Genomic DNA, 25,362 nt, shown 5'->3' with positions numbered 1-25,362 from the left:
CCGAGACCGGCACCCGCACCGCGCTCAGCCCCGCACCTCCCCGAGCCCCCGCCGTACTTCCCGAAAGGCCACGCCCGTCATGATCATCCGTACCGCCGCCCGGCGCCGCACGGCGGCCACCGCCGCCACCGTCTGTGCCCTCGCCGTCGCCCTGACCGCCTGCTCGGGCACCACCAAGGACAGCACGGAGAAGGACTCGGCGCGGACGGGCACCGCCGCCGCGGCCAATCCGGACGCGCCCCTGAAGAAGGGCCTCAAGCTCGCGTTCCTGCCCAAGCAGATCAACAACCCGTACGAGAAGATCGTGGACGAGGCCGGCATGGCCGCCGCGGCCGAGTACGGCGCCACCGGCAAGGAGGTCGGCCCCTCCGACGCCAGCGCCTCCTCCCAGGTCTCGTACATCAACACCCTCATCCAGCAGCGCCAGGACGCCATCCTGATCGCGGCCAACGACCCGAACGCGGTGTGCGGCCCGCTCAAGCAGGCCATGAAGAAGGACATCAAGGTCGTCGCGTACGACTCCGACACCGCCAAGGACTGCCGCCAGCTCTTCATCAACCAGGCCAGCTCCGAGGAGATCGGCCGCAGTCTCGTCCGGCACCTCGGCGAACAGATCGGCCACCGGGGCAAGATCGCCATACTCTCGGCCACCCAGAACGCCACGAACCAGAACACCTGGATCGCGTTCATGAAGGACGAGCTGAAGCGGCCCCAGTACCGGAACATGCGGCTCGTCAAGGTCGCGTACGGCGACGACGCGGACCAGAAGTCCTTCCAGCAGACGCAGGGCCTGCTCCAGGCCTACCCGGACCTCAAGGGCATCATCTCGCCGACCACCGTCGGGATCGCCGCCGCCGCCCGCTATCTCAGCGACTCCTCGTACAAGGGCAAGGTCGTCCTCAACGGCCTCGGCACGCCCAACCAGATGCGCTCGTACGTCAAGGACGGCACGGTCGAGCAGTTCTCGCTCTGGAACCCCGAGGAGCTGGGCTATCTGGGGTCGTACGCGGCCGCGGCCCTGGCATCGGGGCAGATCACCGGCGCCGAGGGGGAGAAGTTCAAGGCGGGCAGGCTCGGCGAGTACACGGTCGGGAAGGACGGCGAGGTCATCCTCGGCGAGCCGACCGTCTTCGACAGGAACAACATCGACGCGTTCGACTTCTGACCCCGCGATGTCCGGCCCCCGGCCTCCGGGCAGCGCACGTCCCGCACGCTCATGTCCCGCACGCTCACGTCCGGACAGTTCGAGTTCCGGACGCCGGATCCCGACCACGGAGCCGCCATGACCGTCCGTACCCCCGCCGTCGCCCGCAAGCCCAGGATCGGGCTGGTCGCGGGCGGCCTGGGCGCCTACTGGCCGCAGTTCCCCGATCTCCTGCCACAGCTACGGCGGTCCGCGCAGCGGGTCACCGCGCGTCTGCGGGAGTTCGACGCCGAGGTCATCGACGCCGGTTTCATCTCGGACGCCCAGGAAGGCGCCGAGGCGGCGGAGAAACTGCGCGCCGCCGACTGCGATCTGATCGTCGGCTTCCTCACCACCTATATGACGGCGACCATGCTCGTCCCCGTCGCCCAGCGCGGTGGTGCGCCTGTCCTGATGATCAACCTCCAGCCCACGCCCTCCATGGACCACGCCTCCTTCGACACCGGACAGTGGCTCGCGTACTGCGGTGCCTGTCCGCTGCCGGAGATGGCCAACGCCTTCGAACGCGTCGGTGTCCCCTTCCGCTCCGTCTCCGGACATCTCGAGGACGAGCGGGCCTGGCAGCGCATCGGCCGCTGGATCCGCGCCGCGGGCGTCCGCTCCGTCCTGCGTCACGGCCGGCACGGTCTGATGGGGCATCTGTACCCCGGTATGTACGACGTCTCCACCGACCTCACCATGGTCCCCGCGCATCTCGGCGGCCATGTCGAGGTGGTCGAGTTCGACGATCTGCGCGTACGGGTCGAGCAGGTCGCGGACGGTGAACTCACCGCGAAGCTCGACGAGACCCGGGAGGTCTTCGACCTCGCCGACTCCGTGGCCGAGGACGATCTGCGCTGGGCCGCACGTGTCTGCGTCGGACTCGACCGGCTCGTCGCCGACTTCGACCTGGACTCGCTCGCGTACTACCACCGCGGGCTCGACGGCGAGATCCACGAGCGGCTCGGCGCGGGCATGATCCTCGGCTCCTCCCTGCTGACCGCCCGCGGGATCCCGGCCTGCGGCGAGTACGAACTGCGCACCTCGCTCGCCATGCTGATCGCCGACCGCCTCGGTGCCGGCGGGTCCTTCACCGAACTCCAGGCGCTGGACTTCACGGCGGGCGCCGTCGAGATGGGCCATGACGGCCCCGGCCATCTCGCCATCAGCGAGCGCAAGCCCCTGCTGCGCGGTCTCGGCGTCTACCACGGAAAGCGGGGCTGGGGCGTCTCCGTCGAGTTCGACGTACGGCACGGGCCCGTCACCCTGCTCGGGGTGGGACAGAGCCGTGACGGCCGGTACCGGCTGGTCGCCGCCGAGGGAGAGGTCGTCCCCGGCCCGCATCTGGAGATCGGCAACACCACCTCCCGCGTCGACTTCGGCTGCGACCCGGGGGAGTGGACCGACGCCTGGAGCGCCAGCGGGGTCGGTCATCACTGGGCCCTGGCCACCGGCCGGCTGCTGCCGGAGCTGCGCGCGCTCTCCGGTCTGGCCGGCCTGGACCTGGTGGAGGTCGCCGTCTGATGCGGCGGCCGGTCGGGATCAAGGATGTGGCGGGGGCGGCCGGTGTCTCGGTGGGCACCGTCTCGAATGTGATCAACCGCCCCGACACCGTCACGGAGGAGACCCGCCGGCGCGTCCGGTCCGCCATCGAACGGCTCGGCTATGTACGCAGCGAGTCCGCGCGCCAGCTCCGCGCGGGCCGCAGCCGCATTCTGGCCATGCTCGTCCTCGACATGGCCAACCCCTTCTTCGTGGCGGTGGCCTCGGGCGCGGAGCGTTCGGCACGCGCCGCCGGGCTCGGGGTGATGCTCTGCAACAGCGCGGAGGACCCGGCCGAGGAGGCCACCTACCTCACGATGTTCTCCGAACAGCGGGTCCGGGGTGTGCTGGTGACCCCGGCCGACACGAGCGGCCGCAATCTCGACGCGTTCCGCCGCCACGGCATCCCGTTCGTCCTCGTCGACCGTGTCGTGCCCAGCGCCGAGGGCTGCTCGGTCTCGGTGGACGATGTGACCGGCGGCGCCATGGCCGTGCGCCATCTGCTGCGCGGCGGATGCCGCGATATCGCGTACGTCAGCGGCCCGATGCGGCTCGCGCAGTGTCAGGACCGCCGGGAGGGAGCGCTGCTGGCCCTCGCCGAGGCGGGGCTGCCGCCCACATCGCTCCGCCATGTCGAGGCGGCCCGGCTCGATGTGGCGGCGGGCCGGGACGCCGGGGCGCGGCTGCTGGGCATGGCGCCCCGGCCGAGCGCGGTGTTCTGCGCCAACGACCTGCTCGCGCTGGGTGTACTCCAGGCGCTGTACCACGCGGGGGTGCGGGTGCCCGGGGAGATGGCGCTCGTCGGCTACGACGACATCGAGTTCGCGTCCGCCGCGGCCGTACCGCTGACCTCCGTGCGCCGGCCCGCCTTCCGGCTCGGCGGCGCCGCGGCCGAACTGCTCATCGAGGAGACCGGTGACGGGGCGGCGGGCCACCGGCACCGGCGTATCGTGCTGCAGCCCGAACTCGTGGTGCGTGATTCCACGCTCTCCCGTACGCGTGGCTGACGGTGGGTCCGCGGAGCTGTTCCGGGCACCGCGCGGGCGGCTCCGGGGCCGCTCCCGGGCAGCCCTGTGCCCGGGGTGGCCGGATCGTCCGGGTGGGCGGCGGCCCCTCGCTCCGCCCCTTGGTCTAGACCTTGACAGGTTCACGCGATTCCGGTTTGGTTCCCTCACCCCCCATGGCGAGCGGCCGTACACCCGGCTGCCCGCGCGAAGGAGTGAGTCGTTTGAGACAGCGCGTCCTTGCCCTGTTCGCGGCGATGGTTTCGGCCCTCGCCCTCACGGTCTTCCTGCCCGCCTCTTCCGCCTCCGCCGCGACCTGCGCGGCGGGATGGAACGCGTCCGCCGTGTACACCGGTGGCAACACGGCTTCGTACAACGGTCACAACTGGTCGGCCAAGTGGTGGACCCAGGGGGAGACCCCCGGATCCGCCGATGTCTGGGCCGACCAGGGAACCTGTGACGGCTCCACCCCCGGCGGCGGCTCCGGCGCCTGCGATCACCCGGCCTGGGTGGCCGGCCGCGCGTATGTCGCCGGCGACATCGTGAAGTACACCGACGGCAAGTTCTATGTGGCCGAGCACGACAACCCGGGCTACGACCCGGTGATCAGCACCTGGTACTGGGAGCCGTACACCTGCGGCAGCACCCCGCCGACCGACCCGCCGCCGGCCGGTGGCTTCGTCGTCAGTGAGAGCCAGTTCAACCAGATGTTCCCGGGCCGGAATCCCTTCTACACCTACAGCGGGCTGACTGCCGCGCTGAGCGCGTACCCCGGTTTCGCGAACACGGGGAGTGACACGGTGAAGCGGCAGGAGGCGGCGGCGTTCCTGGCCAATGTCAGTCATGAGACCGGTGGTCTGGTCCATGTGGTGGAGCAGAACACCGCGAACTACCCGCACTACTGCGACCCCAGTCAGTCGTACGGCTGCCCGGCGGGTCAGGCGGCGTACTACGGGCGTGGGCCGATCCAGTTGAGCTGGAACTTCAACTACAAGGCGGCGGGGGACGCGCTCGGTATCAATCTGCTGGCGGACCCGTGGCGGGTCGAGCGTGAGTCGGCGGTGGCCTGGAAGACCGGGCTGTGGTACTGGAACACGCAGAACGGGCCGGGGACCATGACTCCGCACAACGCGATGGTGAACCAGGCGGGCTTCGGTCAGACCATCCGTTCCATCAACGGTTCGCTGGAGTGCGACGGGCGCAACCCGGCGCAGGTCCAGAGCCGGATCAACAACTACCAGCGCTTCGTCCAGATCCTCGGGACCACCCCCGGGGGCAATCTGAGCTGCTGAGCCGGTCCGGCCCCCGGCGGACTACGGACCCCCGGGGGCCGGAGCGAAGGCCGGTCCGACGGCCTCCGGGTCGCCGGACCGGCCTTCGTGCGGTGCGGACGGCCTCTCCCCGCTCTCCCTGACCAGTTCGGCGTTGAACTGGGCACCGGCCAGCAGGGAGAGATTGGTGACCCAGAGCCATACGAGAAAGACGATGATCCCGGCGAGCGATCCGTACAGCCGGTTGTACGTCCCCGCCTGCGCCGTGTAGAACGCGAATCCGGCGGACGTCAGCAGCCAGAGCGCGACCGCGAGCACGCCGCCGGGCAGGGCGTGGCGCAGCCCGCGCCTGCCGGGCGGACCGGTGCGGAACACGATCAGCACCAGCACCGCCGCGAGCGTCAGCAGCAGCGGCCACTTCAGCGCGTTCCACACCAGGCTCACCGTCGAGTCCATCCCCAGCACACGCCCCAGCGCCGCCGCGACCTCACCGGTCAGCACCAGAGTGAAGGCACTGGTCACCAGCAGCGCCAGCAGCGCGCAGGCGGCGATCGCGATACGCGGCGCCGTACGCCACGGCGGCCTGCGGTCGACGGTCCCGTACATGGTGTGCAGGGCCCGGCGGAACACCCCGAGATAGCTGGAGGCCGACCACAGCGCGCCGACGGTGCCGAACGACGCCAGCACCCAGGCCGCGGAACGCTGCCGCGCCATCTCGTCCAGGGCGCTGTGGACCAGTACCCGCGACTGCGAGGGAACGAGGACGGTGATCTGACCGGCGAGCTGTCCGCTCGCACCTGGACCGGCGAGGCCGATCGAACAGACGGTGACCAGCAGCGCCGGGAAGATCGCCAGAACGGCGTAGTACGTGAGGGCGGCGGCCCGGTCGGTCGCGTCGTCGCGCCACAGCGCCAGCGGCGTACGGCGCAGCGCACCGGTGATCCGGGCGGACCCGCCTGCCCCCGGACCACGATGTTCCCGGCCGGATGCCGGACCGCCGGGTGCGGGACCGCGATGTGCGGTTCCGCCGGGTGCCGGACCCCCGTACGGGGGCGCGCCGGGGGCGTCCCGCGCCACGGGATCCCCCTCGCCGTCCTCCACCGGCTTCCGGTGACCGGATTCCTCGACGGACAAGCTGCCTCCCGTGGCCTCGGTGCCGTGCTGCCGGTGATCTTCCGGTCCCGCCCTACCCTGCCTCATCACCTCACCGGCCTTCGCACCGCACCACCGCCGCGCCGGCCGCCACGGCCGGTACTGATCCGGCTACCCCGTCCCGGCGCGCACAGCCGCCCGTCCGCGCGGGTGCTCCGTACCGCCGTGCGGACCAGAGGCGTCCGCCCGCCGGATAACTGTTTGCCCACCGTCTCGTTGTGCCGGTCGGGGCACCGCCGGTTCACCGCGCGCCCGCGCACCGGAGCGATCGCCCCGACACCGACGAGCGGAGGTCCCTTGTGCCAGGCGGAACCCCTATGGAGCCGAGACCCGTCCGGGTACGGAATCCCGAACCGACGGCCGCGACGCCGGAATCCGCGCCGGAGCCTGTCCCCGCGGAGGAGCCCTCGCCGTCCGGCCGCGTCCGCGCACGGCGCCCGCTGCTGCGCGTGATGTTCACCCTCGGCGTGGTCACCGGCACCTCGGCGGTGCTCGCGCCGGTCCTCAGGGCGGGCCACCGGGCGGCCGGGGGGACGGGCGGGGGCGCGGAGGCGTCCGGCGGTGAGGTGGCCGCGACGGGCGGCACGATCGAGGAGATGTACCGCGGCCGGCATATCCGGATCGGTGTCGCCGGGTCCCCGCACCCGCCGTCCGGAACGCGGACCCACACCGCCTCGTCCGCCCCGGCGGTTCCGGTCGCCTCCTCGGCGGCCGCTCCCGAGATCCGTATCGACGGACGGCCCCTGGAGGTGATGCGGCGCGCGGACGGCAGCTATCTGAGTGTCGTCAACCACTACGAGTCGTTCCCGACCCTGCTCGAAGCGGCGCGCGCCGCGGTCGACGATCTCGCCGGCGCCGAGCTGTCGCTCTCCGGACCGATCCATCACATCCGAGGACCGATCCGTCACATCTGAACTCCTGGAGGGCCTTCACCGGTGTACACGAGAAAGAACCAGCGCAATCTGACCAGCGCGGAGAGAAGAAGATTTGTGAGCGCCGTCCTGGCGCTGAAACGTTCCGGGGAGTACGACGAGTTCGTCCGGACCCATATCGCGCACTATGTCGCCGACGGGGAGGACGGACCACGGGCCGCGCACATGACGCCGTCCTTCTTCCCCTGGCACCGCCGCTTCCTGCTGGAGTTCGAGCGGGCTCTCCAGCGCGTCGACCCGGCGGTGACCGTCCCGTACTGGGACTGGACGGCCGACAACACCCCCGCCGCGGCGCTCTGGTCCGAGGACTTCCTCGGCGGCACCGGCCGCGCCGGCGATCTGAAGGTCATGACCGGTCCGTTCGCCCATGACACAGGGCACTGGACGATCAGGGGCGGGGTGACGGACCGTCCGTATCTCATGCGCGATCTGGGCCGGCCGTCCGCACCGATCGCGCTGCCCACCAGGGACGAACTGGCCTGGGCGATGAACGAGCCGGTGTACGACGCGGCTCCCTGGGACTCGACCGTGACCTCCGGCTTCCGCAACAGGCTGGAGGGCTGGATGTCCGGCGGCGTCGAGCGCTGGCGCAACCACAATCGCGTCCACCGCTGGGTGGGCGGGCAGATGCTGGGTGCCGCCTCCCCGAGCGATCCCGTCTTCTGGCTCCATCACTCCTTCGTGGATCTGCTCTGGGACCGCTGGCAGCGGATGCATCCGGATGCGGTCTATCTGCCGAGGACGCGGCTGGGCCGGGGCGATCCGCAGAGCGGCCGGGTCATGAGCCTGGAGGAACCCATGCCGCCGTGGCACGTCAAGCCGTCCGAACTGCTCGACCACCGGAACCTGTACCGCTACGAGGTCTGACGACCGCCACCCGGGTGATCCCTGGCCGGTCAACCGTCGGGGGCCCGTGGCGCGGTCCCTGTCCCGCGGTGGTGACGGCCCCCCGCGCGCGAACGCGGGAGGCCGTCACTCACCGGTCCGGCACGGCCCTGGGGCCGTCGCCTTCATACGGGCGATCAGCCGCCGTAGCCGCCGTGGCTGTGGTGCGGGGTCTTCTGCTGCTGCACGCCCGAGATGTTGGCGCACTGGTTGCCGAACGCCGGGTTGAGCAGACCGCCCGTGTTGACGGTGTTGCCACAGATGTTGACCGGGATGTGCACGGGGAACTGGAGCACGTTGCCGGACAGGACACCGGGCGAGCCGACGGCCGCCGCCTCGGCCTCGGCGTCGGCAGCGGCCATACCGGCGCTACCGGCCAGCACGGCACCCGTGCCGACGAGAACAGCGGTTGCCTTCGCGATACGCGACATCAAGTTTTCTCCTTGGACGTGTGGGGCGCAGCCGCACGATGTGCGGCCTTCACGCACTTCAACGCCGTGACTCACGCTCGGTAACGGACAACCAGCCATTCGGCCCGGATCTTCCGGGAGGCGGCTCAGCCGAGCAGCCCCAGCCTGCCGACCAGCCGGTCGATTCCGTTGCGGGGCCCGACGAGACTGATCCCGCAGTAGGCCAGGTCGTCCTGGCCGGTCCCGGCCACCGCGTCGAGGTACTCGTCGTACACCCGTGAGGTCTGGGCCTGTTCCGGCATGTCCACGATCAGCAGCTCGTCCTTCGTGGCGGCCTTGGCCCTGAGTGCGCGCAGCGTCGGCGCGTCGGCGGCCAGCACGGAGCATCCGGCCCAGGGCAGCCCCGGATGGACGGCGCCCGAGGCGTCCTTGCCGTCGGGACCGAGCAGCTCGGGCAGTGCCTTGCCGACGGCCGCGGCCATACAGGCCGCGGCGTTCGCCGCCCGGCCCGCAGGCAGGCTCTCGTCCACGACGATCACCCACTTCAGCCGGGCCTGGCGGGTGGAGCGGTGGGTGGTGACGTCCTCGCCGGTCAGCCGGGGGAGAGACATGAGAGGGCTCCTTCGTGTGCGGATATGCCGCTACGCTAGGCAGACGTGCCGGATCTGTCGCTGCCCGCCGTATGTCGTACGGCCGCGGAGGTGTCCCATGAAATTTGATGCGGTCGACCAGGCTCTGCTGCGGGAACTGCAGAACGATGCACGGCAGACCAATCGCGATCTCGCCGCCAAGACCGGGGTCTCCCCCTCCACCTCGCTGGAACGGGTGAGGCTGCTGCGTGAGCACGGTGTCATCACCGGCTATCACGCGGCGGTCGACCTCGGGGCGGTGGGGCGGCCCGTACAGGCCCTGATCTCGGTCCGTATCCGGCCGCCGGCCCGGCCGGTCATCGAGGGGTTCCGTGAGTGGGCCGCACGGCTGCCGGAGGTGATCGGACTGTTCGTCACCTCCGGCGCCCATGACTTCCTGCTCCATATCGCCGTGCCGGATGTCGACGGCGTCTACGCGTTCGTCATCGACCGCCTCACCGAACGACGTGAGGTCGCGGACGTACAGACGATGATGGCGTACGAGCATGTCCGGGCGCGCCGTATCGACCCGGCGGCCGGGGACGGCCCGGCGCGCCCGCGCCGACGTGACTGACGGCCGGCGGCGGCCGGACCTCCTGGCGTCCGGGGACGGCCCGGCCGCCGCCGCGCGGGTCCTTGCGGATCCGGCCGGACCCGTAAGGACCCGCGCGAATGGCCGGGTGACCCGGGCTCAGCCGGAGCGCCGGGGCTGGAGCGTGGTGGCGTACTCCCCGCCCCGCGCCAGCAGCTCATGGTGGCTGCCCACCTCGACGATCCTGCCGCGGTCCATCACGATGATGCGGTCCGCGTTCCTGATGGTGGAGAGCCGGTGCGCGACCACGAAGACGGTTCTGCCCCGGACGAGATGGGACAGCGCGTCCTGGATCAGCCCCTCCGAGCGGTTGTCGAGCGCGGAGGTCGCCTCGTCGAGCACCAGCACCCGCGGATCCCTGATCAGCGCCCTGGCGATCGCGAGCCGCTGCTTCTGACCCCCCGACAGCCGGGCACCGCGCTGGCCCACCACCGTGTCGAGACCGTCGGGCAGCCGTTCGACGAACTCCATCGCGTGGGCGGCCCGCAGCGCCTCCCGCAGCGCGTGCTCGTCCGCGCCGCCCTCCAGACCGTAGGTGACGTTCTCCCGGATGGTCCCCTCGAAGAGGATCGACTCCTGCGGTACGACGGAGAGGAAGCGGCGGTAGGTACGCAGATCCAGGGTCGCCATGTCCGTGCCGTCGAGCAGGATCCGGCCCTCCGTGGGCCGGATGAAACCGATCAGCAGATTGAGGATGGTGGACTTGCCCGCGCCCGAGGCCCCCACCAGCGCGATGGTCTCGCCGGGCAGCACCGACAGATCGAACCCGTGCACGGAGGCCTCCGTCGCGTCGGGGTAGTGGAACCCCGTCCCCTGGAAGTCGATCCGGCCCCCGACCCGCTCGACGGACGTCTTGCCCTCGTTGCTCTCCAGGTCGGGCGCCTGGAGGACCTCGCCGACCGAACGTACCGACTCCAGCCCCTTGGAGATGATCGGGGTCAGATTCATCAGCGTCGTCAGCGAGGCGGTCAGCGCGGTGAAGAAGGTGCTGATCATCACCACATCGCCCGCCGAGAGCCCCATCCAGCCGTAGTACGCGACGACCGCCGAGCCCGAGAGACAGCCGACCGCCATGGTGTTGAGCAGGATCCAGGAGAGCGACCCGAAGCGGCCGTTGAGCACGTCGAGCCGGAATCCGGCGGTGAGCACCCGCTCCAGGGTGTTGTCGACCCGGTGCAGCGCCGCGCGTTCCAGCCCGTGCGCCCGGGTGATCGGGATGAGCGTCGTCATCTCGCCGACCCGGGAGGAGAGCCGCTCGACCTCCAGCCGGAACTCCTCGTTGTTGCTGCGTATCCGGGAGCGCAGGCTGCGCACGAGCAGCGCCGCCAGCGGGACGACGACCAGGAACACCGGCAGGACCACGGGGGCACGGAACCCGATCACCGCCAGTCCGCCCAGCAGCGTCATGATGGCGCCGAGCCCCATGTCGGCGCTCTGCTGGGCCATCGTCTCCACGGACTCGACGTCCCGGACGACCTTGGTCTGGAGGACACCCGCGCTGACCCGGGAGTGGTAGCCGATGGACAGATGCTGCATCCGGCGGCAGAGCGACGAGCGCAGCTCACGTCCCATCCGGCGGATGCTGGCGCTCAGCAGCCGTGCGTACATCAGGTGCAGCGGGAAGTTGAGAAGGAGGACCAGGACCACGGCCCCCGTGTTGTACCAGAGGTGGGCGACGGGCCGGTGGTCCACGACCACGTCGATGATGTTGGCCGTGATGAGCGGCAGCAGCCAGACGGGGATGTGCTTGACGGCGAAGACCACGACGGCGAGCAGCAGCCTGCGGCGGTCGGGGCGGAAGAGGTAGGCGAGCGTGCGGAGCGGGTGCTCCCCCGAGTAGTGGTGGTCCAGCGGACTGGAACGCGGGGTTGATTCGGGATTCTGCATGGAGAGCGGGGTCCTCTTTCGAATGATGATCATATTAGCCCTCGGCGTGCAGACACGCAGTCTCCTCCGACCGGCCCCCGGCCGGAAGCGCTTTCCAGGGCGCTTTCCGGCACGCCCCCGGGGCACCGCCGGACCGTGCGGGGCAGCGCGGAAGGCCTCTCACCCCGTCGGGACGTCCCGGGACGTGGGACGCTCGGATCGGTGAGATGGTGGCTCCATGGCTGATCGGGGTCGACCTCCGGCTGCCGTGTCGCTGCCGGACGACTGGCCCGCCCACCCAGGACGCAGCCTCGCGCTGAACCGCATGGGCGGCTTCGACTGGAATCTCGACAGCGGGCTGGTGCATCTCGACGGGCCCGCCCTCGAGATCTTCGACCTGCGCCCCGAGGAGTTCGACGGCGATCCGGCAGCCCTTCTCGCCCTGGTCCCGAAGGACGAGGCGGCACGGCTGAAGACCCTGATCGCCCGGACGCTCAAGGAGGGCACCGGCTCCTACGGGGTGTACTTCCGGATCCGCCACCGCGACGGATCACTGCACTGGACCCGCACCCAGGCGCATGTGCGGCACGAGGCGGGGCGGCCCCGCAGGATCATCGGCATCGTACGGTCCGCCGAACAGGAGCTGGCCGAGGCCGCCCTGAGGAGCGATGTGGACGAGAGACGGCGCCGGCTGACCGGCGTCGTCGACCGGACCACCGGTCTGCTGTCCCGCGCCTCGTCCATGGACGATGTCATCGCCATCCTGAAGGACGGCGAGACGCTGGGGCATCTCAGGGCCGTCAGCGTGATGCTGGGCGTGATCGAGGGGGGCCGGATCCGGCTGGTCGCCGAGGGACGGCTCGGCTCCTACGTACCGGAGCTGCTCCACACCAGGATCGACGACCAGTTCCCGATGAGCGAGGTGGTGCGGACCCAGCGGCCCCGGTTCATCACCTCACGGGAGGAGTTCCGCTCCTCCTATCCGCTGCTGTGGCCGCATCTCGAACCGCTCTCGGTCGGCTCCGGCGCCTATCTGCCGCTGATCGCCCAGGGCCGGCCGATCGGGGCCCTCGGTCTGCTCTACCCCCGGCACGGCGCCTTCAGCGACGAGGAGCGCAATCTGCTGGTCGCCCTGAGCAGCGGCATCGCCCAGAGCCTCCAGCGCGCCATGCTCTACGAACAGGAGCACGACCTCGCCGAGGGCCTCCAGCAGGCGATGCTGCCGCGCCGTATCCCCGACATCCCCGGCGCGCGGACCGCCGTCCGCTACCGCTCGGCCCGGCTGGGCCGGAACGTCGGCGGTGACTGGTACGACGTGCTTCCGCTGCCCGGCGGCCGGGTGGGGCTGACGATCGGCGATGTCCAGGGCCACGACACGGACGCGGCGGTGGTGATGGGGCAACTGCGGATGGCCCTGTGGGCGTACACGTCCGAGGGACATCCGCCCGCGACCGCGATGGCCCGCGCCTCCGCGCTCCTGCACGAGCTGGGCACCGACCGCTTCGCGACCTGTACCTACGCCGAGGTGAACCTGACGAGCGGGGCGCTGAGCGTCGTACGGGCCGGGCATCTCGATCCGCTGCTCCGGCGCGCCGACGGAAGCTGCCACTGGATCCCGGCCGCCGGCGGACTGCCGCTCGGGCTCTCGGCGGAGTTCACCCGGCCCGACGGGATCGGCTACCCGGTGACCACCGGCGTGCTCGGGCCCGACGAGACGCTGCTGCTCTTCACCGACGGTCTGGTGGAGCAGCCGGGCGTCGATCTGGGGGAGCGGCTCGAAACGCTCCGGGAGACGGTGAGGACCGGCCCCGCCGATCTGACGGAACTGGCGGACCTGCTCTTCGAAGGACTGGGACAGGAGAGCGGCGAGGACGACATGGCGCTGTTGCTGCTGCGCCGGGACGGACCGGGGACGGGGCACTCCTCGCGGTGAGCACCGCCCCCGTACCGGGCGCCCTTCCCGGACGCGGCTCCTGACGCCGCCTGGCGCCGCCTTCGCCTGGCGCCGCCTTCGCCTGGCGCCGCCTCCTCGTGGGCCCCCGCTCTCCTGACGCCATCTCCTCCTGACGCCGCCTCGGGGCCCCGCGTGACGCGGCCCGGTGCACGTCCGCCCCGGCCCGCTCCACCGTGTCACCGCGTGTTCTCCCCGACGTTCCCACGAACCCCTGGATCAATGGTCCGTGCACCGCGATGCTGGCGGCCGGCAGTGTGTGCCGAGCGCGTATCCACCGTCTTCCAGGAGGAGTTGTGGGCCCAGGCTTTGCCGGGCGGTCCGCCGTGCTGTTCGCGGCGGTGACCGCCCTGACGGCGGGGGCGGCGGTACCGTCCCTCGCCGACTCCGTCCCCGTCCCCGACGCCGACCCCCGTCCTCGTGTCGCCGCGGAGATCCTGCGGCCGGTCGCCCCGCCGCCCGCGAGCGCGGCCGCCTCCCCGCCAGGAACCGTGGCAGCCCCCGCGGCCGTCGCCGACGGCGACGGCATCGAGACCGCGCGCACCTCGCGCCCGATCGCCCCCGGCATCAGGCTGACCTCGTACGACCGGCTCGAATCCGACAAGTGGCTGCGTGTCGACGCCCTCTCCGTCGATCTCGACGGCACCGGAGCCTCGGCCGGCTATCTCTCCTCGGGCAAGGTCTCCGACCGCCGTACCGTCTCCCAGCTCGCCGCGGGCCATGACGCGGGGCCGGGCCGCCGTACCGTCGCCGCCGTCAACGCCGACTTCTTCGACATCAACGAGACGGGAGCGCCCCAGGGCCCCGGGATCGCGGACGGCTCCGTCGTCCACTCCCCGGCGGCCGGAGCCCATCAGGCCGTCGGTGTCGGTCCCGGCAACGCCGGACGGATCCTGAAACTGTACTTCGACGGCACCGTGACGCTTCCTTCGGGACCGCGGGCGCTGGAGGCGTACAACGCGGCCAATGTGCCCGCCGGCGGCATCGGCGCCTACACGGCGGGCTGGGGAGAGGCCGACCGCCGCCTCACCGTGGACCTCGCCGCCCCGGTCGCCGAGGCCGCCGTACGCGACGGAAAGGTCGTCTCCGTGTCGGACCGGCCCGGCACCGGGCCGATCGCCGAGGGCACCACGGTGCTGGTCGGCCGGGAGGCGGGCGCCGAGGCGCTCGCCGCACTGCGGCCCGGCGACCCGGTGACAGCGGAGTTCCGGCCGCGCGCCGACAGCGGCCCCGTGCCGCGCACCGCCGTCGGCGGCCGTGAACTGCTGGTCGTGGACGGAGTGGCGCGCGGCCACGAGGGGGAGGGCAACAACACCGCCGCTCCCCGTACCGCCGTCGGCTTCTCCCGCGACGGCACCACCATGCAGGTGATCACCGTCGACGGCCGGCAGGCCGACAGCGGCGGAGTCACCCTCACCGAACTGGGCCTGATGATGCGTGAGGCCGGGGCGTACAACGCGCTCAATCTCGACGGCGGCGGCTCCTCCACCCTCGTCGCCCGCGCGCCGGGCAGCGACTCCCTGCGCGTGGAGAACAGCCCCTCCGACGGCGGCGAGCGCACCGTGCCCAACGGTCTCGCCCTCACCGCGCCGGACGGCAGCGGCCGGCTGACGGGTTTCTGGGTCGAGACCCGTACCCCCGCGGGCGTGGCACCGACCGTCGACCCGGTCAGGGGCGGCCACCCCGAGCGGGTCTTTCCCGGACTGACCCGCCGGCTCACCGCCGCCGGATACGACGAGACCTACGGTCCCGCGGCCGGCACACCGCGCTGGCGGGCCCTACGGCCCTCGGTCGGACGGGTCGACTCCCAGGGGGTGTTCACCGCGCGCGGCAGCGGCACCACCGAGGTACGCGCCGAACGCGGACACGCGGCGGGCGGTACGGAACTGACGGTGCTGGGCGCGCTCGACCGTATCCAGCCCACCACCCGGCGGGTCGGACTCGCCAGCGCGGGCGCGACCGGCGGCTTCGGCATCGTCGGACTCGACGCCCAGGGCAGCAGCGCGCCCGTCGAACCCCGTGACCTGCGGCTGGAGTACGACCGGTCGCTCTTCGACGTCACCGACGACGGCCGGGGCTCCTTCACCGTGACGTCCCTCGCGGGCGGCGGCGCCGGAGTCATCACGGCGAGCGCCGGCGGCGCCACGACCGTACTCGCCGTCAGCGTCGGACTCGACGAACAGCCGGTCTCCGCCCTCGACGACGCCGCGTCCTGGACCTTCAGCCAGGCACGGGCGGACGGCTCGGTCTCGGCCACCCCCGACGGCCGCACGGGCACCGGGCTCGCGCTCTCCTACGACTTCACCCGGTCCACCGCGACCCGCGCCGCCTACGCGACTGCGCCGGGGCGGATCGAGGTGCCGGGCCAGCCGCAGTCCTTCACGCTCTGGATCAAGGGCGACGGCAACGGTGCCTGGCCCACCCTGCATCTCAAGGACGCGGCGGGCTCCGACCAGTTGCTGCGCGGACCGTATGTCACCTGGACCGGCTGGCGGCAGGTGACCTTCACCGTGCCGTCCGGGGCGGCGACGCCGCTGAGCGTCCACCGCTTCTATCTCGCCGAGACCGCCGCGGCCCGGCAGTACACGGGCGGGATCGTGATCGACGACCTGACGGCACAGGTGCCTCCCACCGTCGAACTGCCCGAACAGCCGCGTGCGGCGGACCCGTTGATCGACAGCGCCGCCGGGACGTCGGGCCGGGACTGGCGGTTCGCGGTCCTGTCCGACGCCCAGTTCGTCGCCCGCGCGCCGGACAGCGCGATCGTCGCCCAGGCCCGTCGTACCCTGCGCGAGATCAGGGCGGCGGAGCCGGACTTCCTGGTGATCAACGGCGATCTCGTCGACGAGGGCTCACCCGCGGATCTCGACTTCGCCCGTGCCGTGCTGACGGAGGAGCTGGGGGACGCGGTGCCCTGGTACTACGTTCCGGGCAACCACGAGGTGATGGGCGGCTCCCTGGAGAACTTCACCGACCGGTTCGGCCCCGCGCAGCGGGTCTTCGACCACGGGGGCACCCGCTTCCTCACCCTCGACACCTCGAGTCTGACGCTGCGCGGCGGCGGCCTCGCCCAGATCAGGACCGTACGGGAGCAGCTAAACGCGGCGGCGGGGGACAGCCGGGTCCGCTCGGTGATGCTGATCCAGCACGTTCCCCCGCGCGATCCGACGGTCCAGAAGGCGAGCGAGCTGGGCGACCGCAAGGAGGCGGCCCTGATCGAGCAGTGGCTCGCGGAGTTCCGCCGGACCACCGGCAAGGGCGCGGGACTCATCGGCGGCCATGCCGGGGTGTTCGACGCCTCGCGGGTGAACGGTGTGCCGTATCTGGTCAACGGGAACGCGGGCAAGGCGCCCGCCGCCCCGGTGGACGAGGGCGGCTTCACCGGCTGGTCGCTCATCGGCGTGGACCGGGTCTCGCACGGAGAGCAGTCGGCGGCGCGGCGGAAGCCGTGGGAGGGCGGGCCCGACTGGGTCTCCGTACAGACCCGCGCGCACACGGACGCGCTGGAACTGGACGCGCCCGCCGTGCTGGCCCCCCGTCACCGCGCGCGGGTCACGGCCACCGTCACCCAGGGGGCCCGGCGGATCCCCGTCGGCTTCCCGCTGAGCGCCGACTGGACCGGGTCCCCGAATCTCCGTATCGGTGACCGGGACGGAGTCCGTCCCCGCCCTACGGCGGTCTTCGACCCGGTGACGGGCACACTGACCGCGCTGCGGCCGGGCACGGTGACCCTCGCGGTGACGGTCAGCGGTGTGACCCGGCAGACGGAGATCAGGGTCGGCGGGACACCCGCGACACCGGCGGGAGCGCCGGGAGCGGCCGGAGCGGCGGGCCCGGTCCGGCCCGCGCCCAGGACCGTCACCGTGCCCGCGCGGTGATCCGGAGAGCGTCCCCCCGCGGGCCGGCCCACGGGTTCCTCAGGACAGGGTGTCGAGCCGCAGCGCCGTGAAGCGGGCCGTGAACCCCTTGCCGTCGGGAGAGGCACACATCGGGCCCGCCTGCGTGGCCACGTCCGGCGGGAAGTACGCGAGCCGCAGCATCGTCGCGGGGGAGCCGTCGATGCCGTAGTGGATCGTGACGGTGTCGCCCTCGCGCCGCAGTTCGACGGTCACGGGCGCCGGCCCCTCGGTGAGATGGGCGAGCGGTACGACATTCCAGTCGGACACCTCGCGGGTGACGACGGCGCTGAGCTGCTGGCGCCCGTCGACGTACTCGATACCCGTCTTGATCCAGTTCTTCTCGTCGAGCCGGAGCAGCAGCCCGGCCTGGTCGTACTGTTCGCGGTAGTCGCCGGTGAAGGTGGCACGCAGTACGAAGTTCCCGGGCACCGGCCGCAGCAGGGCGTGCCCCGTGTCCCGGACGAAGCCGTAGTGGGTGGTCACCCAGAAGTCCGTGTCCGGGGCCGTGGTGACATCCAGGGCGTCGTCGTACGGGGCCCAGTGGGCGGGCGGGTTGAGCCAGGTCCAGTCGGTGAAGCCAAGGCACGACTCCGTACCGGTGGCGTGCTCGCCCATGTTCTCTCCTCGTGTCGGCGGTCGTCGGCGGACAGAGGACAGATTCGCACGCCGGTACGTGCGGCGTCGTCCGGATCCCACCCGGTGGATCCGTGACGTCACCCCGCCCCCGTACGACCTCGTGCCCCGTCCGCCCTCCAGGCGATCCGGAACCGGCGGGCGTCCGCTGCTCGGCCGGGTGTCCGTTCAGAACGGTTCGACTCAGAACGGTTCGACCGCGGTAGGGCGGCCGAGATAGGTCAGCGGGCCGGGGTCCGGCACGGCGATCTCGTGGAAGCCGAGACGGTCGTAGAACGCGCGGGCGCCCGTATTGGCGGTGACCATCGAGAGATGGACCGCGCCCACACCCCTGTGGTGCAGGGCGCGCAGGAAGGTGTGCATCAGCGCGCGGCCGTATCCCTGTCCCTGGTGGCCGGGGAGGAGATCGATATGCAGATGCGCGGGGTGGTCGGTCAGCTCGGGCAGGATCATCCGCTCGGGCCGGTGCAGCAGACCGATCATCTCGTCGGTCGGCGTACGGGCCGGACCGACCGGTTCCGGATAGCGGCCGGTCAGCCGGGGGAGCCAGACATCCCGGAACGCCTTCACGAAGGCGGGGGTGTCGGCGGTGCCGAGAACATAACCGACGGCCCGGCCCCGGCCGTCGTCGAGCACAAAGGTCAGCTCCGGCTCCAGGACCGCGTACGGCGCGGCGAAGATGCTCGGCAGCAGATCCGGGTCCGGGTACAGATGCCGCGCGTCCCCTCCTACGTGGCCGGTGCGTACGCAGATGTCGTACAGCGCGGGGGAGTCCTCGGGACGGAAGGCACGGACGGTGGCGGGCAGCGATGACATGTCCGACATGCTGCCGGTTCCGGGAGCGCTCCCACAAGCCGTATCGGCAGAGCAGTCCTGGACACGGACCCCCGGACACGGACCCCCGGATACGGACCCCGGGGCACGGACCGCGTCCGACCGGTCAGACGGGACGGAAGGCCCGGAGATGGCCGGCCACCCAGGGTGTGAGGTCCACCTACCTCAGCGGGCGGGGCTCCGACGCCGTGGCGGGGACCGAGCCGGATCCGGAGGCGACGGGGGCGGCGAGAGGGGCGCGGAGCCGTTCCGCCACCAGCCGTCCCACCGTGCCCGTGACCCCGGTGAGCAGGATCATCGCTCAGCCCGCGAAGTCCGCCGCCGTCACACGCGCCCCTCGGTCGGGCGCGGTGTCGATACCGGGCATCAGCCCGGGGACCGCGATGCTCGGCAGTATGTGCCCCCACAACAGGGAGATCCGGCGGCCGAGATCCTCGCGCTGGGTGAGCGCACGCGACATGAGCTGGATCCCGGCGAACGCGCCCACCAGCAGCTCCACCGTGTCCCTGGGCTGCACATTGGGCAGCAACTCGCCCTGATCGCGAGCCTGTTCCATCAGTACGATCAAGTGCTCCGGCCATTGGCGGAAAGGGCCGCTGTGATCGACACCTGGCGGCGCGCCCTGGTCCACGGTGAGCCGGACGCTCCCCCTCAGCAGGGCGTTCTCCAGCAGCCGGTGGGCGACGGCGAAGGTGATGTCGATGACTTCCTGTAACTTGCAGGCCTGCGGCGGAACGGCGCCGAGCTGCACCTGTTCGTCCAGAACGGCCTGGGCGAGTGCTTCCTTGGACTGGAAGTGGAAGTAGAGGGCGCCCTTGGTGACGCGGGCCCGCTGAAGAACCATCGTGAGCGTGGTCGACGCGTAACCGTACTCGTCGAAGACCGCGCCGGCCGCCTCCAGGATCGCCGTGCGCGTCCTGATGGCGCGCTCCTGTGTCGCCATGAACTGCCTCTCTACGGACCGGCAAGCGGACATCGGCCCCGAAAACAAACCGCCCGCCCCGTACTATAGTGCTCAACTGGATGTGGAATATATCCTGTACGCCCTCACAACGGTCCGCTTCGCCCGCACGGACCGGTCGTCTTCACCCTTCCCCCGCGTGAGGGGGAAGACTTGAGGCCATGAGCACAAGACTCACGATCGGTGACTTCTCGCGCATGACCCATATGAGCGTGAAGACGCTGCGCCACTACCACCAGGTGGGTCTGCTGGAGCCGGCCGAGGTCGACCCGTCCACCGGTTACCGCTACTACGTCACCAGCCAGGTGCCGACCGCCCAGGTCATCCGGAGATTCCGGGGACTGGACATGCCCGTCGAACAGGTCAGGGCGGTTCTGGCGGCGCCCGGCCCGGACGCCCGCAACAAGCTGATCCTCGCCCATCTCGACCGGATGCAGGAGCAGCTCGACCGGACCAGGACGGCGGTGGCGTCGCTGCGCTCACTGCTGGAGGAGCCCGCCGCGCCGGCCGCGCTGACACACCGTACGGCCGGTGAGACTCCCGCCCTGGCCATCACCGGGACCGTGGCGGAAGCGGACCTCGGCACCTGGTGGGGGGCCGCCTTCGAGGAACTGCACGCCGCGCTGCGCGCCCAAGGGGCCGTACGGGCGGGGCCGTCGGGCATCCTCATCGCCGATGAACTCTTCGAGGAGGGCTCAGGGACCCTCGTCGCCTTCGTACCGGTGGCGGAGGAACCACCGGGGGACGGCGCGGTGGCCCCGGGGAGGGTGGCGCCGTTCCGCGTCCCGGCGGCCGAACTGGCGGTCATGACGCACCATGGACAACACGACGACATCGACCGTACCTACGGGGCGCTGGGTACGTATGTCGCCGAACACGCCCTGGGCGTAGCGGCACCCGTCCGCGAGTACTACCTCGTCGACCGCTTCGACACCGCCGACACCTCCCGTTGGCGGACCGAGATCGGCTGGCCGGTGTTCCGTACGACGGGCGGCTGAACACCCCTCGTCCCGCGGGCGTTCACCCCGGCTCCGTTCATCCTCCCCGCGTCGGCCGGCCGGTGGTCCATGCGTCCGTGGGCCACCCGAACGGCCTAACGGGCCCGCGCGTTCCCTACGTTCCGTAGCCGGGACGCGCAACCCGGACGGTTCTTCGTATCCCGCGCCGATCCGTCCTGGGCGGCCGTCCCCGCACGCCCTCTCCCCTGCTCCTCCCGGGTTGCGTCGCGCTGGACCACCCGTGAGTGTGGGCCGCAGTTCACTGCGAACACGAATGAAGGAGAGCACTCGTGGCGACCCTGTGTAAACCCGCTGTCTCGGTTCCCGAGTACGTGATCACCATGGAAGACACACTCGCTCTCGCGCGTTCACTGCATTCGGACCACCCGCAACTGCCCCTGGCGCTGCGACTGATCGAGAACACCGGGGTGGCCAAGCGCCATATCGTCCAGCCCATCGAGGAGACCCTCCGGCACCCCGGCTTCGAGCACCGGAACATGCTGTACGAGACCGAGGCGAAGGCACGTGTGCCCGCAGTGATCAATACCGCCCTCGACCACGCGCGGCTCCGCCCCGGGGACATCGACCTCATCGTCTATGTCTCGTGCACCGGGTTCATGATGCCGTCGCTCACGGCCTGGCTGATCAACACCATGGACTTCCCCCACCACACCCGCCAGCTCCCCATCGCCCAGCTCGGCTGCGCGGCGGGCGGCGCGGCCATCAACCGGGCGCACGACTTCTGCCGGGCCTACCCGGGCGCCAATGTGCTGATCGTCGCCTGTGAGTTCTGCTCGCTCTGCTACCAGCCCACCGACCTGGGCGTCGGCTCGCTGCTCTCCAACGGGCTGTTCGGGGACGCGGTCGCCGCGGCCGTCGTCCGGGGCGAGGGCGGCACGGGTATCGCGCTGGAGCGCAACGGCTCGCACCTGGTGCCCGACACCACCGACTGGATCGCCTACAGCGTCCGGGCCACCGGCTTCCACTTCCTGCTGGACAAGCGTGTGCCCACCACCATGGAGCCGCTGGCCCCCGCGCTCCGTGCGATCGCAGACCAGCACGGCTGGGACGCCACCGGCCTCGACTTCTACATCATCCACGCGGGCGGCCCCCGCATCCTGGACGACCTCAGCCACTTCCTGGACGTGGCCCCCGAGGCGTTCCGGTTCAGCCGGGGGACGCTCACCGAGTACGGGAACATCGCCAGTGCCGTCGTCCTCGACGCGGTACGAAGACTCTTCGACGAGGGCGGACGGGCCTCCGGGGAGCGGGGCATCATCGCCGGTTTCGGGCCCGGTATCACCGCCGAGATGGCCCTGGGCCGCTGGACCACCACCGGAGCCGCGCCCGTGTCCCCCGTGGCGGAACGCCAGGTCGTCGGCGCCCGTGGCCGCGGTCCCCATCCTTCCCCCGCGTCGGAACCGGTGAGCTGACGATGACGGCCGCCCTCATCGGTACGGCGGACGGCCCCGGTGCCCGGTCCCCGTCCCGGTCCCGAGCCGGCGCCGGCCGTCCCGTGACCGGCTCCCCACCGCACCCCACCGCCCTGGAGCACCGCATGACCGAGCTGACGAAGGCCGAGGGGCTGATCGTCCCCCCGGGCGGGGGCACCGTCATCCACACCGCGGCCCAGCAGGTGACCTTCAAGGTCACCGGGGAGCACTCACGGGTCTCCTCCACCTTCGAGGTCGTCGTACCGCCCGGCTTCGACGTCGGCGCCCACCGGCACACGCGCAGCGAGGAACTGTTCTACGTCCTCGACGGCGAACTGGACGTGCTGGCCTTCGAGCCGCGCGTGCTGAGCGAGGACTGGCGCCACTGGGAGTCCGCGTCGGGACTGAGATCCGTACGGGCCACACCCGGCACGGTCGTCGTCGTACCGCCCGGCTGCCCCCACGCGTTCGCCAACCGGACCGGCCAGGACGCCAAGGTGTTCTTCCAGTCGTCCCCGCCGTCCGACCACGAACGGTACTTCGAGGAACTGCTCGACATCCTCAAGGACGGCGGTACGCCCGACGCGGCGGCCATCGCCGAACTGCGGGTGCGCTACGACATCGAGCAGCTCACCCCGCTGCGCCACGACGTCTAGGCCCCCCGGCGCATGGACACCGCAGCGGTCACCCGGCGCCCGCCCCGCCGACTGGCCCGCCCCCGGCGCTGGGCCGTCCTCGGCGTGCTGTTCGTCATGGCGGCCCTCACGGCGGGCTGGCCGCTGATCGACCGGGCCGTCGCGGACCACGAACCCGTGCCCGCCGGCGCGGTGCTGGAGCTGGGGCAGGGCGACGACGCCGCCCTGCTGCGGGTGACGGGCGCGGGCTGGGAGCTGAGCAGGTCGCGGAGCGACCCCGGCTCCTCGTACGCGCTGTCCCGGGACGGCGTCGATCTGGTCGCCGGCTATGTCGACCTCTCCGGCAGCGGCGACGCCGGACAGCTCTGGACGGGCCTGCGCAAGGTCCTGTCCGTCGCCGACGCGGCCAGCCGGCTGGGCGGTCCGCGGCCCGTCACCAGCGCGGCGGGCGCGAGCGGTCTGACCGGGCCGCTGACCCGGCCGGGGCGCACGGGCACCGCCACCGTGTGGGTGCCCCCGGACGAGGACTACGCCGTGGAGATCACCGTACTCACAGAACCGGGCACCGCGGCGGGCACGGTGGCCGACGCCGCGGCCGTGGCCCGCAGCGTCGCCTTTCCGCGGGAGGCCTCATGACCACGGCGGTGCCCTCGGCGGCGTACGCGGCGGTGCGCGGATCGCTGCGACGGCAGCCGGTGGGCTGGCTCTGCGGCGTTCTCTGTCTCCTCGGCGCCGTGCTGATCGTCCTCGACTTCGCCGCGGTCGTCCGGGTCTTCCCCGGCTCCGCGCTGCTCGCCCTGGTGCTGCTCGGGGTCACGGCGGGGGTCGGGGTGGCGGTACTCCAGCGGGTGCGACCGTTCCGGCCGGCGCCGCGCCTGTGGGCCTGGAGCGGTGTGGTCTGGGGCGCCACCGCGGCGACCGGCTGCGCCGTCGTGGCCAATGGCGGGCTCCAGAACATCTGGTTCAAGACCGCCGGCATCGACTTCGGTGCCCGGTGGGCGGCGGCCCTCACCGCACCCCTCAACGAGGAACTCCTCAAAGTCTCCGGGGTCGCGCTGATCGGCCTGGGCGCCCGGCAGTTGGTCCGCGGTCCGCTCGACGGGTTCTTCCTCGGCGCGTTCACGGGTCTCGGCTTCCAGGTGGTGGAGAACTGGACGTACGCCATGAACTCCATCCTGAGCAGCGGCGGGGTCAACGGCACCGCCGATGTCGTCCAGTCCTTCCTCACCCGGGTCGTGCTGACGGGTCTTGGCTCGCACTGGGCGATGACCGGGGTGGCCGGAGCCGGGATCGGCTTTCTGCTCGCGCACGACGCCAGGCCGGCGCACCGGCGGGTCGTCCCGGCCGTGCTCTGTCTGCTGACCGCCATGGCCATGCACTGGTTCTTCGACGCGCCCCTGCTCGGCTCGGTCGGGGGCGTCGTCGTCAAGACGGCGGTCAACTTCGTGATCGCGGCGGGTTTCTGTCTCACACTGCGGCACCGGTCACGGCGGCGGGCGCGCGCCTTCCTGAGCTCGCCCCGCACCCCCCTCTCCGCCGATCTGCTCACCCGGCGCTCCCGGCGCCGGGCCCTCGGGAAAGTGCCGCCCGCGCTGCGCCCCGCCGCCGAGGCACGGGCCTCCGCCTATCTCACCGTGGTCGAGGAGCACGCCGCCAACACCACATCGACCGGGCCCGGTTCGGACATCGGCCGTGGACAGGCGTATTAATCGGTTGTTCAGCCGGGAAAAACCCCAAGAGCGCTCCGGGCCCGGCCGCCCCCTGGCACACTCCGGCCATGTCGACCAACTCACAGATGCTGACCGGCAAGTCCGCCCTCATCACCGGAGCGAGCAGTGGCGTGGGCGCGCGCGCCGCCCATGTGTTCGCGCGCGAGGGGGCCTCGGTGGTGCTGATGGCACGTCGGGAGGAGCGGCTCGCCGCTGTCACCGAGGAGGTGCGCCGGGCGGGTGGCAAGGCCGAGTACGTGGTCGGCGATGTGGCCAGTTCGAGTGATATGGCCCGTGCGGTAAGGACGGCGGTGGAGTCCTTCGGGGGGCTGGATGTGGCGTTCAACAACGCCGGGGTGGGGGCCCATCAGACACCGCTGCATCTCACGGGGGACGCCGAGTACGACGAGATCATGGACACCAATGTCCGCGGGGTGTGGAACGGGCTGAGGCACCAGATCCCCGCCATGCTCCGCGGCGGGGGCGGTGCCGTCGTCAACAACAGCAGTGTCGCCGGGCTGGTGGCCACGCCGGTCTCCGCGGCCTTCATCACGGCGAAGCACGCGGTGATCGGACTGACCAGGGCAGCCGCGGCGGAGTACGGGGCCCGGGGCGTACGGGTCAACGCCATCGCGCCCGGCATAGCGGGCAGCGAGGTGGTCCAGGAGTGGTTCAGCAGACACCCCGAGGCGGAGAAGCTGCTCCACCGGTCGACCCCGCAGCCGCGTACACCGGAACCGGAGGAGGTGGCGGAGGCGGCGGCCTGGCTCAGCAGTGACCGGGCCTCCTTCGTCACCGGCGTGATCCTCCCGGTGGACGGCGGCTTCACCGTACTGTGACCGC

General features: G+C 71.5%; 23 protein-coding genes. 15 read left to right on the top strand and 8 right to left on the bottom strand.

Annotated features, from left to right (window positions below; all coding sequences use genetic code 11):
• Nucleotides 1–79: 79 nt before the first annotated feature.
• From rhaS to ACFYYH_RS14780, 4 genes are all read left to right on the top strand, one after another.
• Nucleotides 80–1,165, top strand: a complete 1,086-nt coding sequence (gene rhaS / locus ACFYYH_RS14795) for a rhamnose ABC transporter substrate-binding protein (protein WP_388550422.1) — start codon at nt 80–82, stop codon at nt 1,163–1,165.
• A gap of 117 nt (nt 1,166–1,282) precedes the next feature.
• Nucleotides 1,283–2,707 (top strand): arabinose isomerase, encoded by a 1,425-nt coding sequence (locus ACFYYH_RS14790; RefSeq protein WP_388550419.1) that lies wholly within the window; start codon nt 1,283–1,285, stop codon nt 2,705–2,707.
• Nucleotides 2,707–3,732 (top strand): LacI family DNA-binding transcriptional regulator, encoded by a 1,026-nt coding sequence (locus tag ACFYYH_RS14785; RefSeq protein ID WP_388550417.1) that lies wholly within the window; start codon nt 2,707–2,709, stop codon nt 3,730–3,732. Before ACFYYH_RS14790 ends, ACFYYH_RS14785 begins: the two co-directional genes overlap by 1 nt.
• Nucleotides 3,733–3,953: 221 nt before the next feature.
• Nucleotides 3,954–5,021, top strand: coding sequence for a glycoside hydrolase family 19 protein (locus ACFYYH_RS14780; protein WP_388550415.1), 1,068 nt, complete (start codon nt 3,954–3,956; stop codon nt 5,019–5,021).
• Between the two features lie 21 nt (nt 5,022–5,042).
• Here the strand turns inward: ACFYYH_RS14780 and ACFYYH_RS14775 are convergent, their stop codons facing one another.
• Complete coding sequence (locus ACFYYH_RS14775) at nt 5,043–6,134, bottom strand: YihY/virulence factor BrkB family protein (RefSeq protein WP_388550412.1); 1,092 nt, start codon at nt 6,132–6,134, stop codon at nt 5,043–5,045.
• 335 nt (nt 6,135–6,469) lie between these two features.
• Here ACFYYH_RS14775 and ACFYYH_RS14770 point away from each other — a divergent pair, with 335 nt between their 5' ends.
• On the top strand, nt 6,470–7,066 hold the full coding sequence (locus tag ACFYYH_RS14770) for a tyrosinase family oxidase copper chaperone (protein ID WP_388550410.1): 597 nt from the start codon (nt 6,470–6,472) through the stop codon (nt 7,064–7,066).
• Between the two features lie 21 nt (nt 7,067–7,087).
• Nucleotides 7,088–7,951, top strand: coding sequence for a tyrosinase family protein (locus ACFYYH_RS14765; protein WP_388550409.1), 864 nt, complete (start codon nt 7,088–7,090; stop codon nt 7,949–7,951).
• 155 nt (nt 7,952–8,106) lie between these two features.
• Here ACFYYH_RS14765 and ACFYYH_RS14760 read toward each other — a convergent pair whose 3' ends face one another.
• Together ACFYYH_RS14760 and ACFYYH_RS14755 are read right to left on the bottom strand one after the other, a co-directional pair.
• On the bottom strand, nt 8,107–8,400 hold the full coding sequence (locus ACFYYH_RS14760) for a chaplin (RefSeq protein WP_388550407.1): 294 nt from the start codon (nt 8,398–8,400) through the stop codon (nt 8,107–8,109).
• 125 nt (nt 8,401–8,525) lie between these two features.
• The gene (locus ACFYYH_RS14755) at nt 8,526–8,990 is read right to left on the bottom strand and encodes a DUF2000 domain-containing protein (RefSeq protein ID WP_388550404.1); all 465 of its coding nucleotides are present in this window, start codon (nt 8,988–8,990) and stop codon (nt 8,526–8,528) included.
• A 97-nt stretch (nt 8,991–9,087) separates the two neighbouring features.
• On the opposite strand from ACFYYH_RS14755, the gene ACFYYH_RS14750 reads away from it, so the two are divergent.
• Nucleotides 9,088–9,582: an Lrp/AsnC family transcriptional regulator gene (locus ACFYYH_RS14750; protein WP_388550402.1), complete on the top strand. Its 495-nt coding sequence runs from the start codon at nt 9,088–9,090 to the stop codon at nt 9,580–9,582.
• A 117-nt stretch (nt 9,583–9,699) separates the two neighbouring features.
• Here the strand turns inward: ACFYYH_RS14750 and ACFYYH_RS14745 are convergent, their stop codons facing one another.
• Complete coding sequence (locus ACFYYH_RS14745) at nt 9,700–11,487, bottom strand: ABC transporter ATP-binding protein (protein WP_388550400.1); 1,788 nt, start codon at nt 11,485–11,487, stop codon at nt 9,700–9,702.
• Nucleotides 11,488–11,704: 217 nt separating this feature from the next.
• On the opposite strand from ACFYYH_RS14745, the gene ACFYYH_RS14740 reads away from it, so the two are divergent.
• Nucleotides 11,705–13,399 carry a SpoIIE family protein phosphatase gene (locus ACFYYH_RS14740; protein WP_388550398.1) on the top strand — a complete coding sequence of 565 codons (1,695 nt, stop codon included), beginning with the start codon at nt 11,705–11,707 and terminating at the stop codon, nt 13,397–13,399.
• A 314-nt stretch (nt 13,400–13,713) separates the two neighbouring features.
• Nucleotides 13,714–17,295 (top strand): phosphodiester glycosidase family protein, encoded by a 3,582-nt coding sequence (locus ACFYYH_RS14735; protein ID WP_388550396.1) that lies wholly within the window; start codon nt 13,714–13,716, stop codon nt 17,293–17,295.
• Nucleotides 17,296–17,334: 39 nt separating this feature from the next.
• Here the strand turns inward: ACFYYH_RS14735 and ACFYYH_RS14730 are convergent, their stop codons facing one another.
• The 4 genes from ACFYYH_RS14730 to ACFYYH_RS14715 form a co-directional block, all read right to left on the bottom strand.
• Nucleotides 17,335–17,931 carry a DUF1349 domain-containing protein gene (locus tag ACFYYH_RS14730; RefSeq protein WP_388550393.1) on the bottom strand — a complete coding sequence of 199 codons (597 nt, stop codon included), beginning with the start codon at nt 17,929–17,931 and terminating at the stop codon, nt 17,335–17,337.
• Between the two features lie 201 nt (nt 17,932–18,132).
• The gene (locus ACFYYH_RS14725) at nt 18,133–18,765 is read right to left on the bottom strand and encodes a GNAT family N-acetyltransferase (protein ID WP_388550391.1); all 633 of its coding nucleotides are present in this window, start codon (nt 18,763–18,765) and stop codon (nt 18,133–18,135) included.
• 178 nt (nt 18,766–18,943) lie between these two features.
• Nucleotides 18,944–19,081 carry a hypothetical protein gene (locus ACFYYH_RS14720; RefSeq protein ID WP_388550388.1) on the bottom strand — a complete coding sequence of 46 codons (138 nt, stop codon included), beginning with the start codon at nt 19,079–19,081 and terminating at the stop codon, nt 18,944–18,946.
• Between the two features lie 3 nt (nt 19,082–19,084).
• Entirely contained in the window at nt 19,085–19,726 is a 642-nt protein-coding gene (locus tag ACFYYH_RS14715; protein ID WP_388550386.1) for a ScbR family autoregulator-binding transcription factor, read from the bottom strand.
• Nucleotides 19,727–19,905: 179 nt separating this feature from the next.
• Between ACFYYH_RS14715 and ACFYYH_RS14710 the strand changes: the two genes are divergently transcribed.
• The 6 genes from ACFYYH_RS14710 to ACFYYH_RS14685 all read left to right on the top strand — a co-directional run bounded on the left by ACFYYH_RS14710 (nt 19,906) and on the right by ACFYYH_RS14685 (nt 25,358).
• A complete protein-coding gene (locus tag ACFYYH_RS14710) occupies nt 19,906–20,742 on the top strand; it encodes a MerR family transcriptional regulator (RefSeq protein WP_388550384.1) in 837 nt (278 codons plus the stop codon).
• 290 nt (nt 20,743–21,032) lie between these two features.
• Nucleotides 21,033–22,175: a type III polyketide synthase gene (locus tag ACFYYH_RS14705; protein ID WP_388550381.1), complete on the top strand. Its 1,143-nt coding sequence runs from the start codon at nt 21,033–21,035 to the stop codon at nt 22,173–22,175.
• Nucleotides 22,176–22,300: 125 nt separating this feature from the next.
• Nucleotides 22,301–22,831 carry a cupin domain-containing protein gene (locus ACFYYH_RS14700; protein ID WP_388550378.1) on the top strand — a complete coding sequence of 177 codons (531 nt, stop codon included), beginning with the start codon at nt 22,301–22,303 and terminating at the stop codon, nt 22,829–22,831.
• Between the two features lie 12 nt (nt 22,832–22,843).
• A complete protein-coding gene (locus ACFYYH_RS14695; protein WP_388550376.1) occupies nt 22,844–23,446 on the top strand; it encodes a hypothetical protein in 603 nt (200 codons plus the stop codon).
• Nucleotides 23,443–24,519 (top strand): PrsW family intramembrane metalloprotease, encoded by a 1,077-nt coding sequence (locus ACFYYH_RS14690; RefSeq protein WP_388550373.1) that lies wholly within the window; start codon nt 23,443–23,445, stop codon nt 24,517–24,519. The genes ACFYYH_RS14695 and ACFYYH_RS14690 overlap by 4 nt, the downstream gene beginning before the upstream one ends.
• Nucleotides 24,520–24,587: 68 nt before the next feature.
• The gene (locus tag ACFYYH_RS14685; protein ID WP_388550372.1) at nt 24,588–25,358 is read left to right on the top strand and encodes an SDR family NAD(P)-dependent oxidoreductase; all 771 of its coding nucleotides are present in this window, start codon (nt 24,588–24,590) and stop codon (nt 25,356–25,358) included.
• The last annotated feature ends 4 nt before the right edge of the window (nt 25,359–25,362 follow it).

It is taken from the genome of Streptomyces sp. NPDC002018, from assembly GCF_042890865.1.
In the GTDB taxonomy this organism is placed as follows: domain Bacteria; phylum Actinomycetota; class Actinomycetes; order Streptomycetales; family Streptomycetaceae; genus Streptomyces.
Note: the sequence above shows the minus strand (reverse complement) of the source record. Positions and strands in the feature narration are given on the sequence as shown.